Origin of the sequence: Flavobacterium aquariorum, from assembly GCF_003254745.1 — a bacterium.
Classification (GTDB): domain Bacteria; phylum Bacteroidota; class Bacteroidia; order Flavobacteriales; family Flavobacteriaceae; genus Flavobacterium; species Flavobacterium aquariorum.
The window spans coordinates 51,450-70,835 of the sequence record NZ_QKXH01000009.1; the positions used below are offsets into that span (position 1 = coordinate 51,450).

Sequence of the window (19,386 nt, forward strand, 5' to 3'; positions counted from 1 at the left end):
ATGAAAAGAATATATATAATCCTCATCGTATTTTCAATCCAATTCATACAAGCTCAACAACAGGATTTGCAACGAGCAAACCTTTTGTTTACTAAAACCTACTATAGTGCCGCAATTCCTTTGTATGAAAAAATTAGCGACAAAATCCAAACTGAAGAAGTAATCCAGAATTTAGGGGATTGTTATTATTTTACCAATAATTATGATAAAGCCCAAGAACTATATTCTCTATTACTCAAAAGTAAAGGCAAAGAACTTAATGAAGACTATTATTTTCGTTATGTCCAAACATTGAAAGCCAAAGGAAAATATAATGAAGCAAATGACATCATGCGAAAGTTTTATTTAGCTTCAAATAATAATGTAGCCATCGAAAAATTGGAAAAGGATATCAAAACCCTGAAAAATGTCAGCGCTATTGGACAACGATTTGATATTCAAAATTTAGCAATAAATACTGTGAATTCAGAGTTTGGCGCTGTAATTTTTGGAGATAACTTAGTTTTTGCAGCTGTAAAAAAGAAACCTAATTTATTCGATAAAACCTATAAATGGAATAATGAATCCTATCTCAATTTAGTTAGCATTCCATTAAAAAATGTAAATGCAAATGATTCCATTGTGGCTTATTTTTCAAAAGATTTGAAATCGCCAATGCACGAATCGAATGCTGTTTTTACAAAGGATGGCAAATTCATGTATTTTACCCGAAACAATTCAAACAACGGCAGGAGAGGAAAGAATACGGACAAAATATCGAACATTCAAATTTTCAGAGCTGAGTTTGTGAAAGATAAATGGACTAATATTGTGTCATTGCCATTCAATGGCCCTGATTATTCGGTAGAGCATCCCGCTTTGAGTGTGGATGAAAAGACACTCTATTTTGCATCTGACATGCCGGGAACATTAGGCTCTTTTGATATTTTTAGTGTTTCAATAGCGGGCTCTATTTATGGCAAACCAATGAATTTGGGAGAAAAAATAAACACTCCCAAAAGAGAGCAATTCCCATTTGTTTCCAAAGACAATAAATTATATTTTTCTTCAAATGGCCATGAAGGCTATGGTGCTTTGGATATTTTTGTTTCAGACATTCAAGATAATTCCTATTCTAAAGCTTTGAATGTGGGGCTTCCTGTGAACTCGGGTTATGATGATTTTGCCTATTATATAGATTCTGACACAAAGGAGGGTTATTTTTCTTCTGATAGACCAGGAGGAAAAGGGAAAGATGATATTTATTCTTTAAAAGAAACCACAGAATTGCTCATCGAAGATTGCAAACAATATATTGCCGGTGTAATAACTGATGTCGATTCGCATCTTGTATTGGAAAATGCTTTTGTAATCTTAAAAAACTCTGCCAATCAAGAGCTTGAAAAAGCGACAACTGGATCAGATGGTAAATTTAGTTTTACAATTGCATGTGACACTAATTATTCATTATTGGCTACCAAAGAAAATTATACAGAGAATTCTAAATCGTTCCATATTTCGGAGGAAAGAAATAAATCGAATGATGGTTCTATGGAAATTCGATCTATCGAAATTATCAAAAAGGAAGAACAAGTAGCTTTGGAGAAAAAAATAGCGGCCGATTTAATTGTGGCTCAGCAACTAAAAGCTGCTGAATTAGTTGCACTTGAACAAAAAAAGAAAGCTGATGCAATTGCTCTTCAGGAAAAGAAAATCGCTGAAGCTAGTGCTCTTAAAGAAAAGAAAATCGCCGATGTCAATGCACTCAAACAAAAGAAAAAAGACGAAGCAATTGCTCTTGAATCCAAAAGATTGGCAGACTTGGAAGCCGCTCAACAATTGAAAAAAGAAAAAATAGCTGCTGACAAAAAAAATAAAGAAATCGCTGCCGCCAAGAAAAAAGAAAAAGCGGCTGCTATTGTTGCTGCCGAAAAAGATGTTGTAAAGGATAAAGACCGATTAATTATCAAGACAGATCCAATCTATTTTGATTATAACATGTGGTATATTCGAAAAGAATCAAAAAGAATATTGAATCGTGTTGTTGAATTGATGAACAAATATCCAGATATGGTTATTGAAATTGGTTCACACACCGACAATCGCGGAAATGCAAAATTCAATGCTGATCTTTCACAAAAAAGAGCCGATGCAACACGAGATTATATTTTGGAACAAGGAATTCCTAAAAATAGAATTCTTTCCAAAGGTTATGGAGAATCAGTTCCGATTGTAAAATGTATTCCTGATAATTCTTGTGATGAAGAACAACACGAATTAAACAGAAGAAGTGAGTTTGTTATAAAAAACTTGTAATAAATACTTGCACAGGTCTGTGTCATTAAAAAAAAGGCAATTGGTTTTTAAAATCTATTGCCTTTTTTTATTCTATTAAAATTAGCATAATGGATTAAAAATCAACAAAAAAGAACGTTTTTTCATATTCTTAAGAAATAAAATTTAAAAAAAAATCATTTTTATAAAACCAAAAACAATCTGTTTGCGTAAATGTCTTTATATAACTTTTAAAAATAGATTTTTATGAAAACTAGAAAATTTTTATCGATTGCATTTTTTGGATTAATGTTAGGAGTAACCTCTTATGCGCAAAAAAGTGTTATGGTTGGAGGAGCCGCCATGTATCCTACCAAAAATATTATTGAAAATGCAGTAAACTCAAAAGATCACACCACATTAGTTGCCGCTGTAAAAGCAGCTGGCCTAGTTGAAACTTTACAAAGTACTGGACCATTCACCGTTTTTGCCCCAACAAATGCCGCGTTTGACAAATTGCCAAAAGGAACTGTTGAGAACTTGCTTAAACCAGAAAGTTTAAAAACATTGCAAACCATTTTAACTTACCATGTAGTTGCTGGAAGAATGAATGCTGCTGATATAGCAAATGCAATTAAAGAAGGAAATGGTAAGGCAATGTTGAAAACAGTGAGTGGCGGAACATTAACGGCCTGGATGCAAGGAAAAGATTTATATATTACCGATGAAAATGGAACTAAAGCTAAAGTGACAATTGCCGACGTAAATCAATCTAACGGAGTAATTCATGTAATCGACACAGTTGTTTTACCTAAACAATAATTATTTGTTTGATGTTAATTAGTTTATTGCTGAGTTCTGACTGATTATCAGAACTTAAAAAAAATCCCAATACTATAAAAATTAGTATTGGGATTTTACATTTATTATAAAGGATTTATCTCAAACTTGCTCCAAGCTCTGTTTCAAAATTCTTTATCAGTTTATTCATGATTTTATCTATTTGAGCATCTTCAAGTGTTTTGGCAGTATCTTGAATTGTAAAACTCAATGCATACGATTTTTTACCTTCAGGTAAATTTTGTCCTTCATATACATCAAACAAATTGACATTTTTCAATAATGATTTTTCTGTTTGTCTGGCAATAGCATAAATAGCGTCATAAGTGACATTTTGATCAACCAATAGGGCCAAATCTCGACGGACTTCCGGATATTTTGGAATTTCAGTATATTTTATTTTGCTCGACATTACTTTTAAAACGTTAGCCCAATTGAAGTCAGCATAGAAAACTTCTTGTTTGATTCCAAAATGTTTCAAAACTGATTTCTTAACTACACCGAATTCAACCAAAACATCATTTCCCAAACCTAAAGCAATTCCTTCTGAAAATACATCCGAGGTAACTGCAACACTTTTTGCGTTAGCAATTCCTAATCTTGAAAGTATAGCTTCAACATATCCTTTGAATAAAAAGAAATCTGAAACTTTTGGAGCATTTGTCCAATTTTCTTGGTTTCTATTGCCTGTTTGAAATAAAGTTAAATGCTTAATTTCTTCGTAACCCGATAAAAATTTATGGTATGATTTTCCAAATTCAAATAATTTTAAATCGGAATTTTTACGGTTAATGTTGTACGATATAGCTTCCAATCCTGAAAATAATAAAGACTGACGCATTGTTGCCAAATCACTGCTTAACGGATTTAACATCGTAACATTGTGTTCCTCTTTAAGCATTTCTGAAAGTTGTATATAAGAAGCTGTAGTCAATGAATTGGCCATCATTTCATGAAAACCTTGGGAATTCAATTGATTTGCTACTGTATTTTGCACTTTGTAATCCTCATTTCTTGGAGAATTCGAAACTGTTGCATTTAATTTTTTAGAGAATACAATATTGTTGTAACCATAAACCCTTAAAATTTCCTCGATCACATCAATTTCTCTTTGTACATCCACACGATAAGCAGGAATAACCAATCCCAAACCAGCATCCGAAACACTGTTTATTTTAATTTCCAAAGAAGCTAAAATTTGTTTAATATTATCTTTTGGTAATTCTTGCCCAATAATGCGTGCAACATTTTTGAAATTTAGAAATACTGTAAAGTCTTCAATTTTCTTTTGATAAATATCTACAATGTCAGAGGTAATTTCTCCACCTGCCACTTCTTGTATCAATAAAGCTGCTCTTTTCAAAGCATATTCTGTAATTGTTGGATCAATTCCTCTTTCAAATCTAAAAGAAGCATCGGTATTCAATTGATGCCTTTTGGCAGATTTACGGATACTAACTGGATTAAAATAAGCACTTTCTAAGAAAATAGAATTGGTTGTTTCAGTCACTCCTGATTTCTTTCCTCCAAAAACTCCAGCAATGCACAACGGTCCTTTTTCGTCACAAATCATTAAATCTTCTTCATGCAAAGTTCTTTCAACATCGTCCAGAGTAACGAATTTTGTACCAGCGGGAAGTGTTTGAACAACAATCTTTCCTTTAATTTTCGCAGCATCAAAAGCATGCAAGGGTTGTCCCAAATCATGCAATACATAATTGGTAACATCCACAATATTATTTTTTGGATTGATTCCAATAGCTTTCAATCTGTTTTTTAACCATTCCGGAGATTCTTTTACTGAGATACCAGAAATAGTAACACCACAATATCTTGGTGCAAGATGAATATCCTTAACATCAACATCAATTTTTAAAGTTCTTTTATCAACTCTAAAATTACTTACTGATGGTGTGATTAATTCTACATTAATTCCCGTTTGAATCAATCCTGCTCTTAAGTCACGTGCAGTACCTAAGTGACTCATCGCATCGGCACGATTTGGCGTTAAGCCAATCTCATAAACTTCGTCATTTTCTATTTTAAAAACTTTTGACGCCAATGTTCCTGCTGGAATAGAATCATCAAGTATCATGATTCCGTCATGACTTTCGCCAAGACCCAATTCATCCTCTGCACAAATCATTCCATGACTTTCCTGCCCTCTGATTTTTCCCTTTTTAATGGTAAAAGAATTTCCTTCTTTATCAAATAAAACGGTTCCAATAGTAGCTACTGGGACTTTTTGACCTGCATCTACATTACTGGCACCACAGACAATTTGCAAAGGAACACCATCACCCAAATCAACAGTCGTGATTTTTAAGCGATCAGCATCAGGATGAGGCACACAAGTAAGAACATGTCCTACAACTATTCCTTCTAATCCGCCTTTTACCGATTGGTATTTCTCAACGATTTCAACTTCAAGTCCTAAATCAGTAAGTAATGCAGCTGTTTCATCCGATTTCCAATCAATTTTTATAAATTGTTTTAACCAGTTGTAAGATATTTTCATGCGAAATTATTATATGTTTTTAATTAGAAAATGGTATCACATTCAAAATTCCAATTTATATTTTGGAATCATAGCGATTCATGTTTCGTTTTTTTAAGATTACTTCGTCCGTTCGGCCTACGGTCTCGGGTGCAAATATAATCAATGTTTCGTGAGGGTCAAAGTTAGTGAGCTGCAAAAATCAATTCAATTGTAACAATTTTTGATACTCTTTTTATAAAAGTTCCTCAATGTGCTTTTTAATGTTTTCGGCTATTTTTGTAGTAGGTAAGTCGTTATCATCGTAACCAAAAGGCTCTTCAATTTCTTCTGAAATTAATTCAATACTCGCCAATACATAAAAAACAAAAGATACTACGGGAATTACATAATATCCTAATGTAAAAGCATGAGGAAAAGGCAATGTTAAAATAAAAATGAAGATTATTTTTTTTATAAAAGTACTGTACGAATAGGGGATTGGGGTGTTTTTTATTCGTTCACAAGCGCCACAAATATCGGTAAAAGACTGAATTTCATTATTTAAAACAATCAATTGATCACCAGAAATTTTATTGGCAAAATACAAATCGTTTATTTTTTGGAACAACATCTTAGCGATTTGATTCGGTCTATGTTTGTGATGATCAATCTCTAAGTCAACATGCTCAAACAATTGCATACTTGTTTCTTCATCTTTCAAATGCTTGTTTAACATCGATGCATAGCTTGGAATTAGTTTCCTGAAATAAGCCAAATCCCTTTCATCCTTTAATATAACTGAAAGTTTGATAGCGAGATTTCGACTGTTATTAACCAAAGCTCCCCATAATTTACGTCCTTCCCACCAACGATCATAGGCAGAATTGATTCTGTATGCCAATAATAAGGAAATAACAAAACCTAATGTAGTATGAATTACAAAAAGATTTTTGACATGACTGGTTTCCTCCAATTTGAAATAATCAATCTCCAAGTATGCGACCACACCTGAATAAATTATAATTAAAAATAATATTGGAAATAATTGTCTAATCGTATCCGATCTATGAAAACGAAAGATATAAGCGAACCAAATTTTAGGATTGTATGAAACCATTCTTACTTTTTGGTATAAAAATAATTAAAAATTAAGATTACCTGCTAATTCCCTTAATGTAATTTCAGATAATTTTGCTTGGAACTGCGCACTGCTCAAACGAATTCTTGAATTGATAAAATTCAATTGGGCCGCTCTAAACTCAACAGAAGTAATGGTTCCAATTTTAAACTTTTCGGCAGTAATTTCAAGGTTTTGCTTAGAAATTGCGGTATTATTGGCTTCTAAATCAATCAAATCTAAATTGGTCAAATATACCTGAAATGCAACTGTCAAATTACTACGCAATAGATTCAATTGTTGATCAATTACCAATTGAGTATTGTCAACTTGCATTTGAGCGATTTTTTCATTTCTGTTTTGAGCATCGCCATCAAACAAATTCAAAGAAGCCGAAAAGCCATAATTCAAACCATGAGCTGAGGATTGAGTTGTAAAACCAAGGCTTGATTTTGTATCATTGAAATTATAACCTGAATTCAATTTAACCGTTGGATAGCGTTCCCCTTTGATTTGCCTCAATTCTAGTTCAATTACTTTTTTATTGATAATTTGCATCTCTAACTCAGGATTTTGCTTTTCTGCCAATGTTATCAGATCAACAAGTTTCAATTTTCGATCTACATTGATTCCTTCAGTAACTTTAAAATCAGTATTCAAATCTCTCGCCAATAGCTGATTCAAAAGCGTTTTGGCATTGGCATAAGTTTGTTTTTCTTTTAATAAATTGCCAAGATCTGTATTCAAATCCACTTGTGCATTCAACACATCCAATTTGGAATTTTTCCCGATAGTGTATCTGTTTTTGGTGAACTCAAGTCTTTTTTGGGAAATGATAATTGTAGAATCTAAATCGGATAACTTTTGTTGTTCCTGTATCAAATCATAATAAACCGAATTAACGCTGCTTACTTTATTAATTATAGTCATTTTCCTTTGTGCCTCACTCATATTTTGCAATTCCTTCAATTGATCGTATTTGGCAAACATTTTCATACCATCAAAAATAGTCCAATCCAAAGCAACACCATAATTCAAATTATTGTTTTTGGCATTTTTCAACTCAACCGTAGTACCGTCTGATCGGGTTTGAGAAGTATTCAAAATACTATTATTATCTGTAGCCACTGCACTTAGAGAAGGCAACATTCCTGCATTTCCAATAGCTACATTCGTTTTATCAATTTTTAAATTATTGTCGGCAATTTTTATTTCATAATTATTTTCCAATGCAATTTTAACGGCATTTTCCAGAGTAAGCAATTCTTGTGCATTTCCTATTGCAAAGCAAAAGAAAAACAGCAGGAGACTTTTAAAAAACAGTTTGGTATTCATATTATTTTTTTAAAGGTAGAAGCTAAGTCACTAAGTGACAAAGATTCTAAGTTAAGTTTATTTTTTTCTAAACACTCGTTTGTTAATATTCTCTTTTGCGTATATATATTTAAAAAAAACTTCCTAAATCTTCGCAAATTAGAGACTTAGTAACTTAGAGTCTTTTATTATTTTTTTATTTCGTTTTCATATTCATCGATATGATCGAATTCCGGATAGTGCTTTCTTGCTTTAGACCACATTAAATACAATGCAGGAATTACAAATAAAGTAAGAATCAAAGAAAAGATAGTACCTCCAACGATAACAACACCCATTCCAATTCTACTCGTAGCTGCTGCACCAAGTGATAATGCGATAGGCAAAGCTCCCAAAGAAATAGCCAAACTGGTCATCAAGATAGGGCGCAACCTTGACTCTGAAGCTTCCAAAATTGCTTCTAATTTTGGTTTCCCTTGCTCTCGCAATTGATTGGCAAATTCAACTATCAAAATTCCGTTCTTGGTTACCAATCCAATCAACATGATAGTTCCAATCTGGCTAAAGATATTCCAGGTTTGATTAAACAGCCAAAGTGAAAATAAGGCTCCTGCAACAGCCATAGGCACTGTCAAAATAATGATAAAAGGATCCACAAAACTTTCAAATTGAGCCGCTAATATTAGGAAAATCAACAATAAAGCCAATCCAAAAGCGAAAGAAGTATTCGAACTACTTTCGACGAAATCTCTAGATTCTCCACCTAAATCAGTGGTAAACGAATCATCAAGAACTTTGGCTTTAATCTCGTTCATTGCATCAATTCCATCACTTAGACTTTTGCCTGGAGCTAGACCCGCAGAAACCGTAGCAGACATATATCTATTATTATGGTACAATTGAGGAGGATTGCTTTGTTCTTCAATCTTGACCACATTATCCATTTGGATCAATTCTCCTTTGTTGTTTTTGACATACATTGATGTTAAGTCCAATGGTTTGGAACGATCTTGTCGTTCAAACTGACCGATTACTTGGTATTGTTTTCCGTTTCTTATAAAATAACCAAAACGCTGACCACTCAAAGAAAGCTGTAATGTTTGAGCAACATCTTTAACTGAAATTCCTAAACTTTCGGCTTTTGCCCTGTCTATTGAAACGTTGATTTCGGGTTTGTTGAATTTCAAATTCACATCTGTTACAGAGAAGACATCACTTTTTGCAGCTTCATCCATAAACAAAGGAATCTTTTCTCTAAGTTTTTCAAAATTGGGAGCTTGAATAATGTACTGAACAGGTAATCCACCACGTCTGTTTACCGCGATAGTAGGCTGTTCAATTACTGATGTTTTGGCCTCCGAATACTGGCTAGTCAATTTCGTTAATTTATCTGCAATTTCCTTTTGGGACATCTTTCTTTGATCGGGTTCAACCAATGAAACTCGTATAAAACCACTATTAACAGAAGAAGAGTTAAAACCTGGGGAAGTAATCACAAGACTCACTTTCTTTTCTGGAATAGAATCATCTACCAATTTGGAAACTTCCTGCATAAAACGATCCGTATAATCATAAGAAGAACCTTCGGGAGTTGTCATACGCATTACGAAACCACTTCGGTCATCATAAGGAGCCGTCTCTTTTTTTAGAATATTAAAAAATAAATATATCAATCCAAAACACACTATAAGAATTGGGAAACTTAACCATTTTCTTTTCATAAACCGTTCCAGCGCATTGGCATAAGTGCTGTTTAATTTTTGAAAATATGGCTCAGTTCGAATATAGAACTTTGATTTCTTTTGCTCACCACCTTTCATCAAATAAGCATTTAGCATTGGGGTTAATGTTAAAGACACAAAAGCTGAAATCAATACTGCAGCTCCAATGACGACACCAAACTCTCGAAACAATCGTCCGACAAAACCTTCCAAGAAAATAACAGGTAAAAATACTGCCGCCAAAGTGATTGATATCGAAATTACAGCAAAGAAAATCTCATTGGACCCTTTTATTGCGGCTTCTATAGGCGACATTCCTTCTTCTACTTTTTTGAAAATATTCTCGGTGACTACAATACCATCATCTACAACTAGTCCCGTAGCAAGTACAATGGCGAGTAAAGTCAATACATTTATCGAAAATCCAAAAAGCCACATAATGAAGAATGTTGCAATTAAGGAAACAGGAATATCGATTAAAGGTCTAAAAGCAATTGCCCAATCCCTAAAAAACAAAAAGATAATTAAAATCACCAATACGATTGATATTCCTAACGTTTCGGCTACTTCAATAACTGATTTTTTCACAAAAACCGTATTGTCAATAGCAATATTTAATTTGATATCACTTGGCAAATCCTTTTTTAAGCGCTCAAATTCTTTGTAGAATGCACTTGCAATATCCAAATAATTAGCTCCTGGAAGCGGAACAATAGCCACACCAACTAGGGGAGTGCCTGATTGTGTCATTTTAGTTTCAACATTTTCCGGCCCTAATTCGGCGGTACCTACATCGCTAAAACGAACTATTTTTTCACCCACAGATCGTATGATAATGTTATTGAACTGTTCTGGTTTTGAAAGATTTCCTACTGTTTTTACCGTCAATTCGGTATTGTCACCCGTAATTTTTCCAGAAGGTAATTCTACATTTTGGCTATTCAAGGCATCGCGAACTTCAGCAACAGTACAACCGTAAGAAGCTAATTTTTCTGGATTAATCCACAATCGCATCGCATATCTTTTTTGCCCCCAGATTTGAACTCCACTAACCCCTGGAATAGTTTCGAGTCGTTGCCCTATTACATTTTCGGCATAATCACTAAGTTCGAGTGCACTTCGAGTATCACTTTGAACGGTCATCGAAATAATAGCATCTCCATTCGCATCAGCCTTTGAAACAACTGGAGGAGCATCAATATCTTGCGGTAAATTTCGAATTGCCTGTGATACTTTATCACGAACATCATTTGCTGCTTCCTCTAGATTTTTGTCCAAATTAAATTCGACAGTAATTGTGCTGCTTCCCTGAGCACTTGATGAAGTTACATTTCGAATACCATCGATGGAATTGATTGCTTTTTCTAAAGGTTCGGTAATTTGGGATTCAATAATATCCGAATTTGCTCCAGTATAATTCGTTCGAATCGAAACTTGGGCAGGATCTATCGATGGAAATTCTCTAACTCCCAGATAAGTGTAACCTATAATACCAAACAAAATAATCGTTAAGTTCATAACGATGGTCATTACAGGTCTTTTTATGCTTAAAGTGGATAAACTCATAGAGATTTTAGATTTTAGAATGCAGATTTTAGATTTTAGAGTAAATACTAAAATCTAACAAATTAGGAATTTTATTTAATGATTACTTTAACAGGAGCTTCATCTTTTAAGGACATAACACCACTCGTTAATAAAGTATCTCCAGCTTTCAAACCGGAAAGCACCAAGATAGAAGCATCAGTTCTGGTAGCTGTCTCTACCATAAGTTCTTTGGCTAAACCGTTTTTGGCTATGAATACTTTTTTACCGTTTTGAACTGGAATAATCGCTTCTGTAGGAACGACAATCGCATTTTTTATAATGCTCAAAGGCAATGCAACATTTGCAAAAGTACCCGGCAATAATTTTCCCTGACTGTTTTCTGTAATCGCTCTTACCTGAAGAGTTCGTGTGGTAACGGCTACTTCTGGCTCAATAGCATAGACTGTCGCCGTAAATTTTTCATCGGAACCTTCAACCGTAAAACTCAAAGGTGTGTTTGTCTTAACTTGAGAAGCATATTTCTCTGGAATCGAAAAAGTGATTTTCAATTTACTGCTGTTTACTAATTTCGCAACCAAAACTGTTGGTGTAATATAGATTCCAGGTGAGATAGAACGAAGTCCAATTTTCCCAGAAAAAGGAGCGCGAACTGATGTTTTTGCAATTTGAGCTTTGATTAACTGACTTTGTGCTTGAGTAGATTTATGATCGGCTCTTGCAATATCATACTCTTCCTGACTGATTGCTTCTTTTTGTAGCAATAATTTAGCCCTTCTTTCATTTTCGGCAGCCAAACCTTCTTTGGTATTGGCCTGAGCCAATTGAGCTCTTAATTCAATATCATTAACTTTGAACAAAAGTTGCCCTTTTGTCACATTACTTCCTTCTTGAAAATAAATCCCCTCAACGATTCCTGAAACTTCAGAACGAATTTCAATTTGTTCGTTGGCTTCGATAGAACCCGAAAGTGATAAGTTATTATCGAAAGTTTTAGGATGAACTACAATGCCTGTCACAGTCATTGGTTTATCTTTATCATCTTTGTCCTTTGGACCGCTATTTTTGGCATTATTGGAAGAAATTCTGTAGGCTATAAATCCAACAAACCCTATTAACAATAAGGCATAAACAAGATTTTTTATTTTCATTTTATAAATGTAAAAGAAGTTTAACATATCCTTTGAAAAGGAAAAGACAAATTTAGGTTTTAGAATTGTGAAAAATTGAATTGTTAATTTTTATTTAACGTTTGTACATACAAATATTAAAATTAAGCCAAAACCGCTATTTGACTTAAAGAGTTGGACAGTAAAAAAATAGAAAGGTTTAATTGGAATGGAGAGTTTCTGAGCTACTGAGATGCTAAGATTCTATGTCTTTGTTAATTTACGTTTTTGAGATTCAAATAATCCACTTTTATCCTTAATAAATAATTAGCCGAATACAAGTTTGAGATAGGTGTTAAATTATAATTTTGGAGCAGAAAGATGTGGTGTTTTTAGTAAGTATAGAACCCGCTTTCCGTTACAATATTATATGCCGAACCCCGGTACATAATAATTTTCACTACAAACGAAGTTCACTGAACTCCTATAAAAATAAATGTAAAGTGAAGTAATCAAGGCTAAAGGGAAAGATTTTTGTTTTTTTTTCAGTCATCCAAAAAAACTTAGAATCTTAGCATCTCAGAAGCTTAGTAACTTAACTAATGTAATTCCAAATATTTTTCTTTTTTGTCAATTCGATAAAAACTGCTTTTAGGATAGCGTTTTCCGGTTTTTGCATAGGCGCATCATCCTTCAAGATTTTGATGGCATAATTTCGTGCCAACATTAAAATATCTCTGTCCCGGACAATATCAGCAATTTGAAGGTTCAGTACACCACTTTGTTGCGTTCCCATCAAATCGCCGGGACCACGAAGTTTCAAATCGACTTCGGCTATTTCGAAACCGTCATTCGTACTTACCATTGTTTCCATGCGGGTTTTACTGTCACTTGACAATTTGAAAGAAGTCATCAAAATGCAATAGCTTTGATCAGCTCCACGTCCCACGCGACCTCGTAACTGATGGAGCTGTGACAGTCCAAAACGCTCTGCACTTTCGATAATCATTACGCTTGCATTGGGAACATTTACACCTACTTCAATTACGGTTGTGGCTACCATAATATTTGTTTTACCTTCAGCAAAGCGTTTCATTTCTTCATCTTTGTCTGCAGGTTTCATTTTTCCGTGAAGGATCGAAACCGAATATTGCGGCAGTGGAAAATCACGAGAAATACTTTCATAACCGTCCATTAAATCTTTGTAATCCATTTTCTCAGACTCCTGAATTAGCGGATAAACAATATAAATTTGGCGACCCAACGCAATTTCGTCCCGAATGAATTTCCAAACTTTTAGTCGATTCGAGTCAAAACGATGTACAGTCTGAATGGGTTTTCTACCCGGAGGCAACTCGTCAATAACCGAAATATCCAAATCACCGTACAAACTCATCGCGAGCGTTCTTGGAATAGGAGTGGCCGTCATCACCAAAATATGAGGTGGAACCGTATTTTTTTTCCACAATTTAGAACGCTGTTCGACTCCAAAACGGTGTTGCTCGTCAATAACCGCGAGGCCTAAATTTTGGAATTTTACTTTGTCTTCCAACAAGGCGTGAGTACCGATGAGTATTTGCAAAGTGCCGTTTTCCAGTTCTTCGTGTATGATTCTGCGGGCGGCTATTTTGGTCGAACCAGTTAGTATTTTAATATTGATGTTTAATGAAGCTGCTAATTCCGACAACCCGATAAAATGCTGGTTGGCCAAAATCTCTGTTGGCGCCATCAAACAGGCCTGAAAACCATTATCCAAAGCCAAAAGCATACTCATAAAGGCCACTATGGTTTTCCCGGAACCCACATCTCCTTGCAGTAATCGGTTCATTTGGGCGTTGCTTCCCATATCGGTTCTTATTTCCTTGATTACCCTTTTTTGAGCATTTGTCAGTTCAAATGGCAAATGATTTTTATAAAATTCATTAAAAAATTCTCCCACTGTCGTGAACGGATGTCCTTTGATTTTATGTTTCCGAATCAAATTCTTAGTTATCAATTGCAATTGAATGAAGAACAATTCTTCAAACTTTAATCGGAATTGGGCTTTCGCCAAAATTTCGGCACTTTTAGGAAAATGTATGTTGAATAAAGCTGCATTTTTTGGGATAAGTTTAAGTTCGCTAGTCAAATAAGAAGGCAAAGTTTCACTAAATAATGCCTGTGTTTCGAGAAACAATTGCTGCATCATTTTGTTCACGACGCGATTGGTTATACCGCGATTGGCCAATGTTTCGGTGGAAGGATAAACGGGCTGCATTGCGGAACGCAAACTTTTTTCGTGTTCGCTCAACAATTCTATTTCTGGATGCGCCATACTGTATTGGCTTCCGTATTGAGTACATTTTCCAAAAATTACGATGACTTCGTTAAGCTTTAAACTCTCTTTAATCCATTTGTGTCCTTGAAACCAGTTGAGATCCATTTGTCCCGTATCATCTACAAATGTGGCTACCAGTCGTTTTTGATTGCGACCAAATTCAACAGTTTTAATATTAATGATTTTGCCAATAATCTGTACTTCGGCAATATTGTTTTGCAGCTCATTTATCTTATAATAACGAGTTCGATCAATGTAACGATTTGGAAAAAAATTGACCAAATCTCCGTATTTAAAAATCCCCAATTCCTTACGCAATAACGCCCCCCGATTGGGGCCAACGCCTTTGAGGAATTCTATGGGAGTTTCTAGGAGGTTATTGGACATTTTTTTAGATTGCAGATTTCAGATTGCAGATTCTAGAACTTAGATTTTTCGAGTCTATTCTCTTTATTCTATTTCTTTTCTCTTTTTTAAAAAGCGAAGATAGTTTTTTGTTTGGAAATTTGGAAATGGGAATGTTTAGGAAATTCTTATAATTCACAATACCTTTGAATCAAATAAAAAAACATAAAATGGTTATCGATAAAATTGAAAATTACAGACTATACAGCAAACTTACCAAAAGATTGGCTAAGGGATTTGAATTTATTACTGAGACTGACTTGACCACAATAGAATCAGGAAAACACCAAATTGACAATGACGATATTTTTGCAATCGTTCAAGAATATGACACTAAGGAAGAGAAAGATTGTGTTTTAGAAGGGCATCACAAATATATTGATATCCAATACGTTATTCAAGGTGTCGAACTTATGGGGTTCGCCCCTTTAACTAATCAGGTTGTTGTTGAAGAAAACTTAGAAAAAGATTATACATTCTATAATGGCGAAACTTCAATGATTAGAGTGGAGGAAGGAATGTTTACTCTGTTTTTTCCGGAGGATCTTCATAGACCATGCGTAAAAGCAGGTCAAATTTCGAAAGTAAAAAAAGTGGTCGTAAAAGTAAAAATATAATAAACTCTCATCCATAGCCAATAAACACAGTACTTTTGCAGAAATAAAAAACTAAAAAAAATGACAACTCATCTCGCACTTCTTCGTGGTATCAATGTTTCCGGTCACAATATGATAAAAATGGATGCTTTGAAAACAACTTTAGAAGCCATTGGTTTTCAAAACGTGCAAACGTATATCCAATCGGGAAATGTTTTTGTAGATACCGAGGAGGAAAATGCGGCTTCAGTTGGTTTCAAAATCAAACAGGAAATTTTCAAGGCTTTTGGGCATGAAGTTCCTATCGTTGTCATTGGAAAATCCGATTTAGAAAAAAGCCTAAAAAACAATCCATTTCTGAAAGAAAAAGACGTTGACTCTAAAAAACTATATGTGGCTTTTGTTTCGACAACCTTGAGAAGTGACAATATCAATGATTTAAAAATCAGTCAATTCAAACCGGACGAAGCCAGCATTGACGAAAGCAGAATTTTTATTAAATATGCTGTAGGAGCAGGGAAAACAAGGTTTGACCAAAAATACATCGAGAAAAAACTGAATGTAACGGCAACAATCCGTAATTGGAATACAGTAACACAGTTATTGAAAATGTATGAAGAAAGATAAATTCATCTTTTAAAAAAATAATTATAATTTGACGCAACCTTTTGCAATTTGAGGCATCTTAATAAGTAACTCTATAACTTACGGATGAAAAGCCTTGCTATTATTGTTATTTTCCTTTCTGTTTTTTCTTCTTGTTCAAAAGACAAAGAAGAAATTACAACTATATCTGATTATCATGGAAAATGGACATTAGTAAAAATGTCGGGTTCTATGATTAATTCAGTAACCATAGGAACTGCAATGGATTGGCAAGAATCCTATTCGTTCAACAATGACGGAACATTTACAAAATCCAGAACCCGAAACAATGTCAAAACAACAGTTTCGGGAACATATACTACACAAAATAATTCTGATGTGTTATATTTAGAATTAACATATCCCAAAGAAAGCGAACTCATAGGAAGCTGTTATGGGAATCTAAAAGAAGAACTTTATTTTTCAGCGTCTGCTACTTTGTCCAGTACCTGGAGAAACTGTGATGGTCCTGGACTAGATTACGAAAAGGTAAATTGATTTGGATTGTTTACCCGTATTGTTAATAATTTGATGTTTGGTTAATTTCAATTATTGCAATTTTTGGAAAAGAGAACTCTAAAGTGTACTGCTTTATTGTTCTCTTTTTCTTTTGCAGAAATCACCAGAAGAAAAAATATACGCCGACTGCAAAAAATATTTATATTTACTTCCAATTAATCAAAATCGAATCCTTAAACCAAAACAAAATGAAATTCAAACTTTCTATTATTCTCGTTCTAGCTATGATTTGTACGACAATAGCTCAGAATGGCAATCCTACTGATTATTTATCGGCGCAGTTTCACAAGGAGCGAAGAGAGGCTTTACGTAAAAAAATGCCAAAGAATAGTGTAGCGGTATTTTTTGGAAATGCTGTTCGAAATAGAGCAAATGATGTCGATTTTATATATCATCAGGATCCTAATTTTTATTATTTGACAGGGTATAAAGAACCTAATTGCGTTTTAGTGATTTTTTCGGATAATCAAACAAATAAAGATGGTAAAACATATAACGAACTGCTTTACGTTCAAGAAAAAAACCCAAGAGCAGAACAGTGGACAGGCGTACGTTTGGGTGTTGATGGAGCCAAAAAAAGTTTGGGTTTTGAGAATGCTCTTAACGGAAAGGAATTTTTAAACTCTGGTATTGATTTTTATAGTTTCAGCAATGTGTTTTTTACAGATTTCAAAGACGATTATCGCGACTCCAAGAAAGAAGACGCAGATTTGTACAAATTAGTCGGTTCATTTAAAGCTCAAATTGGCTACAATACAAAAACAGAAACTAAAACCGATTCTAATATTTCTAATGAAATCAATACAACCAAAACTATTGCAGCTAAAAAAGCGAATATGGACACTAAAGCGATCAATACTTATATGGCAAGTTTACGTGAGGTTAAGTCCAAAGAAGAGATGGTTTTATTGACCAAGGCCGTTCGGATTTCGGCGATGGGGCAACGCGAAACCATGAAAGCAATGCATCCTGGAATGTCTGAAACAGAGATTCAAGGGATTCACGAATTTGTTTACAAAAAATATGGCAGTGAGTATGAAGGCTATCCTTCCATCGTTGGAGCCGGAAACAATGGTTGTGTTTTACACTATATCGAGAACAGTAAAATGAAGGTTGAAAATGATTTGGTTTTAATGGACTTAGGAGCTGAATATCATGGCTATACTGCCGATGTTACTCGTACAATTCCTGCCAACGGTAAATTTTCTGCTGAGCAAAAAATAATTTACGATTTAGTTTATGAAGCCCAAGAAGCGGGCATTGCAACAGTAAAAATTGGAAATAGCTTTGAAGCTCCAGATAAAGCAGCCCGTGATATTATCACCAATGGTTTAATGAAATTAGGAATCATTAATAAGGCTGAAGATTCCAGAAAATACTTCCCTCACGGAACTTCGCATCATATAGGGCTGGATGTACACGATCCTGGAATGTACAACACATTCGAGAAAGATATGGTATTAACTGTTGAACCAGGAATTTATATTCCAAGCGGAAGCGATTGTGGTAAAAAATGGTGGGGAATTGCGGTACGAATCGAAGATGATATTTTGGTAACAGATAATACTCCTGTAAATTTATCTGGCGAAGCACCTAGAAAATCAAATGAAATTGAAGCACTTATGGCTGAAAAAAGTCTTTTCGATAACTACAATTTGCCAAAACTAGACTAAGACATTTATTTAAAATAAATCTAAAAGCTCCGTATTACTTAAATTACGGAGCTTTTTTATATACTTATTTTACCAGCAAATCACAATACCAAAATCCATAATCAAAAGCATCCGAAGCTGAAGTATCACATGCAGTATCCGACGAATCTTCCTCTTTTGGTTTTTCATATTTACGATAGACCACTTCACCAATTTCGAACTCAATTGGTTTACTGAAAATTGGTCCATCAAAAGTAAAGGTATGGAATTCTCCGTTTTCGCCACATACATCCACATTTTCTGGTAAATCATTGATAAAATTCTGATCAATGACGCGTCCCACAAAACTTTTGTCCAAAAATCGTTCGTTAACACAAACCACAATCGTCTTGAAACCTAATGCTATGAATTCCTGAATCAAATCGAGTGTGGGAATTTTCCAAAGTGGAAAAACTCCTTCAAAACCTATTTCGGCCAATTTATCTTCTCTATATTTTCTCAAGTCTTCCAGAAAAATATCTCCAAAAATAGAGTGAGTAACTCCTTGTTCCTTTAATTCGAAGAGTGTAGTTTGCATAACTGCTTCGTACACTTCCATTGTTGGCATTTCGGGAATTTGCATAATTTCGAGTGGTAATCCAATGCTTTGGGCTTGTTGTTCTAATAATTCTACCCGAACACCGTGCATTGAAATACGCTGAAATTGCTGATTAACACTGGTTAACAAACAGCTAATTTCGTATTCATCATTTTGCAGAATTTTGTACAGTGCCAACGCAGAATCTTTGCCGCTGCTCCAATTAAATAGGGCTTTCTTTTTCAATGGTTTTGTATTAATTTATTCGGGTTTGAGATACAAATTTAGTACGATTTG

13 protein-coding genes are annotated in these 19,386 nt (G+C 34.2%); 6 read left to right on the forward strand and 7 right to left on the reverse strand.

What is annotated here, in order from left to right; genetic code table 11:
* Complete coding sequence (locus DOS84_RS14290; protein WP_243636379.1) at window positions 1–2,295, forward strand: OmpA family protein; 2,295 nt, start codon at window positions 1–3, stop codon at window positions 2,293–2,295.
* A 225-nt stretch (window positions 2,296–2,520) separates the two neighbouring features.
* Window positions 2,521–3,075: a fasciclin domain-containing protein gene (locus DOS84_RS14295; RefSeq protein WP_111410801.1), complete on the forward strand. Its 555-nt coding sequence runs from the start codon at window positions 2,521–2,523 to the stop codon at window positions 3,073–3,075.
* Between the two features lie 115 nt (window positions 3,076–3,190).
* On the opposite strand, the gene pheT is transcribed toward DOS84_RS14295, so the two are convergent.
* The 6 genes from pheT to recG form a co-directional block, all read right to left on the reverse strand.
* Window positions 3,191–5,611, reverse strand: a complete 2,421-nt coding sequence (gene pheT / locus DOS84_RS14300) for a phenylalanine--tRNA ligase subunit beta (RefSeq protein ID WP_111410802.1) — start codon at window positions 5,609–5,611, stop codon at window positions 3,191–3,193.
* A gap of 214 nt (window positions 5,612–5,825) precedes the next feature.
* A complete protein-coding gene (locus DOS84_RS14305) occupies window positions 5,826–6,689 on the reverse strand; it encodes a bestrophin family protein (RefSeq protein WP_111410803.1) in 864 nt (287 codons plus the stop codon).
* Window positions 6,690–6,713: 24 nt separating this feature from the next.
* Window positions 6,714–8,024: a TolC family protein gene (locus tag DOS84_RS14310; protein WP_111410804.1), complete on the reverse strand. Its 1,311-nt coding sequence runs from the start codon at window positions 8,022–8,024 to the stop codon at window positions 6,714–6,716.
* A gap of 167 nt (window positions 8,025–8,191) precedes the next feature.
* The gene (locus tag DOS84_RS14315) at window positions 8,192–11,290 is read right to left on the reverse strand and encodes an efflux RND transporter permease subunit (protein ID WP_111410805.1); all 3,099 of its coding nucleotides are present in this window, start codon (window positions 11,288–11,290) and stop codon (window positions 8,192–8,194) included.
* Window positions 11,291–11,361: 71 nt separating this feature from the next.
* Complete coding sequence (locus DOS84_RS14320) at window positions 11,362–12,420, reverse strand: efflux RND transporter periplasmic adaptor subunit (RefSeq protein ID WP_111410806.1); 1,059 nt, start codon at window positions 12,418–12,420, stop codon at window positions 11,362–11,364.
* Window positions 12,421–12,973: 553 nt separating this feature from the next.
* Complete coding sequence (recG, locus tag DOS84_RS14325) at window positions 12,974–15,082, reverse strand: ATP-dependent DNA helicase RecG (RefSeq protein ID WP_111410807.1); 2,109 nt, start codon at window positions 15,080–15,082, stop codon at window positions 12,974–12,976.
* A gap of 188 nt (window positions 15,083–15,270) precedes the next feature.
* Between recG and DOS84_RS14330 the strand changes: the two genes are divergently transcribed.
* The 4 genes from DOS84_RS14330 to DOS84_RS14345 all read left to right on the forward strand — a co-directional run bounded on the left by DOS84_RS14330 (window position 15,271) and on the right by DOS84_RS14345 (window position 18,533).
* Window positions 15,271–15,717, forward strand: a complete 447-nt coding sequence (locus DOS84_RS14330; RefSeq protein ID WP_111410808.1) for a NanQ anomerase/TabA/YiaL family protein — start codon at window positions 15,271–15,273, stop codon at window positions 15,715–15,717.
* 60 nt (window positions 15,718–15,777) lie between these two features.
* Window positions 15,778–16,323 carry a DUF1697 domain-containing protein gene (locus DOS84_RS14335; RefSeq protein WP_111410809.1) on the forward strand — a complete coding sequence of 182 codons (546 nt, stop codon included), beginning with the start codon at window positions 15,778–15,780 and terminating at the stop codon, window positions 16,321–16,323.
* 84 nt (window positions 16,324–16,407) lie between these two features.
* On the forward strand, window positions 16,408–16,839 hold the full coding sequence (locus DOS84_RS14340) for a hypothetical protein (RefSeq protein WP_111410810.1): 432 nt from the start codon (window positions 16,408–16,410) through the stop codon (window positions 16,837–16,839).
* Window positions 16,840–17,048: 209 nt separating this feature from the next.
* On the forward strand, window positions 17,049–18,533 hold the full coding sequence (locus tag DOS84_RS14345) for an aminopeptidase P N-terminal domain-containing protein (protein WP_111410911.1): 1,485 nt from the start codon (window positions 17,049–17,051) through the stop codon (window positions 18,531–18,533).
* A gap of 64 nt (window positions 18,534–18,597) precedes the next feature.
* Here the strand turns inward: DOS84_RS14345 and DOS84_RS14350 are convergent, their stop codons facing one another.
* A complete protein-coding gene (locus tag DOS84_RS14350) occupies window positions 18,598–19,335 on the reverse strand; it encodes a Dph6-related ATP pyrophosphatase (RefSeq protein ID WP_111410811.1) in 738 nt (245 codons plus the stop codon).
* Between the last annotated feature and the right edge of the window lie 51 nt (window positions 19,336–19,386).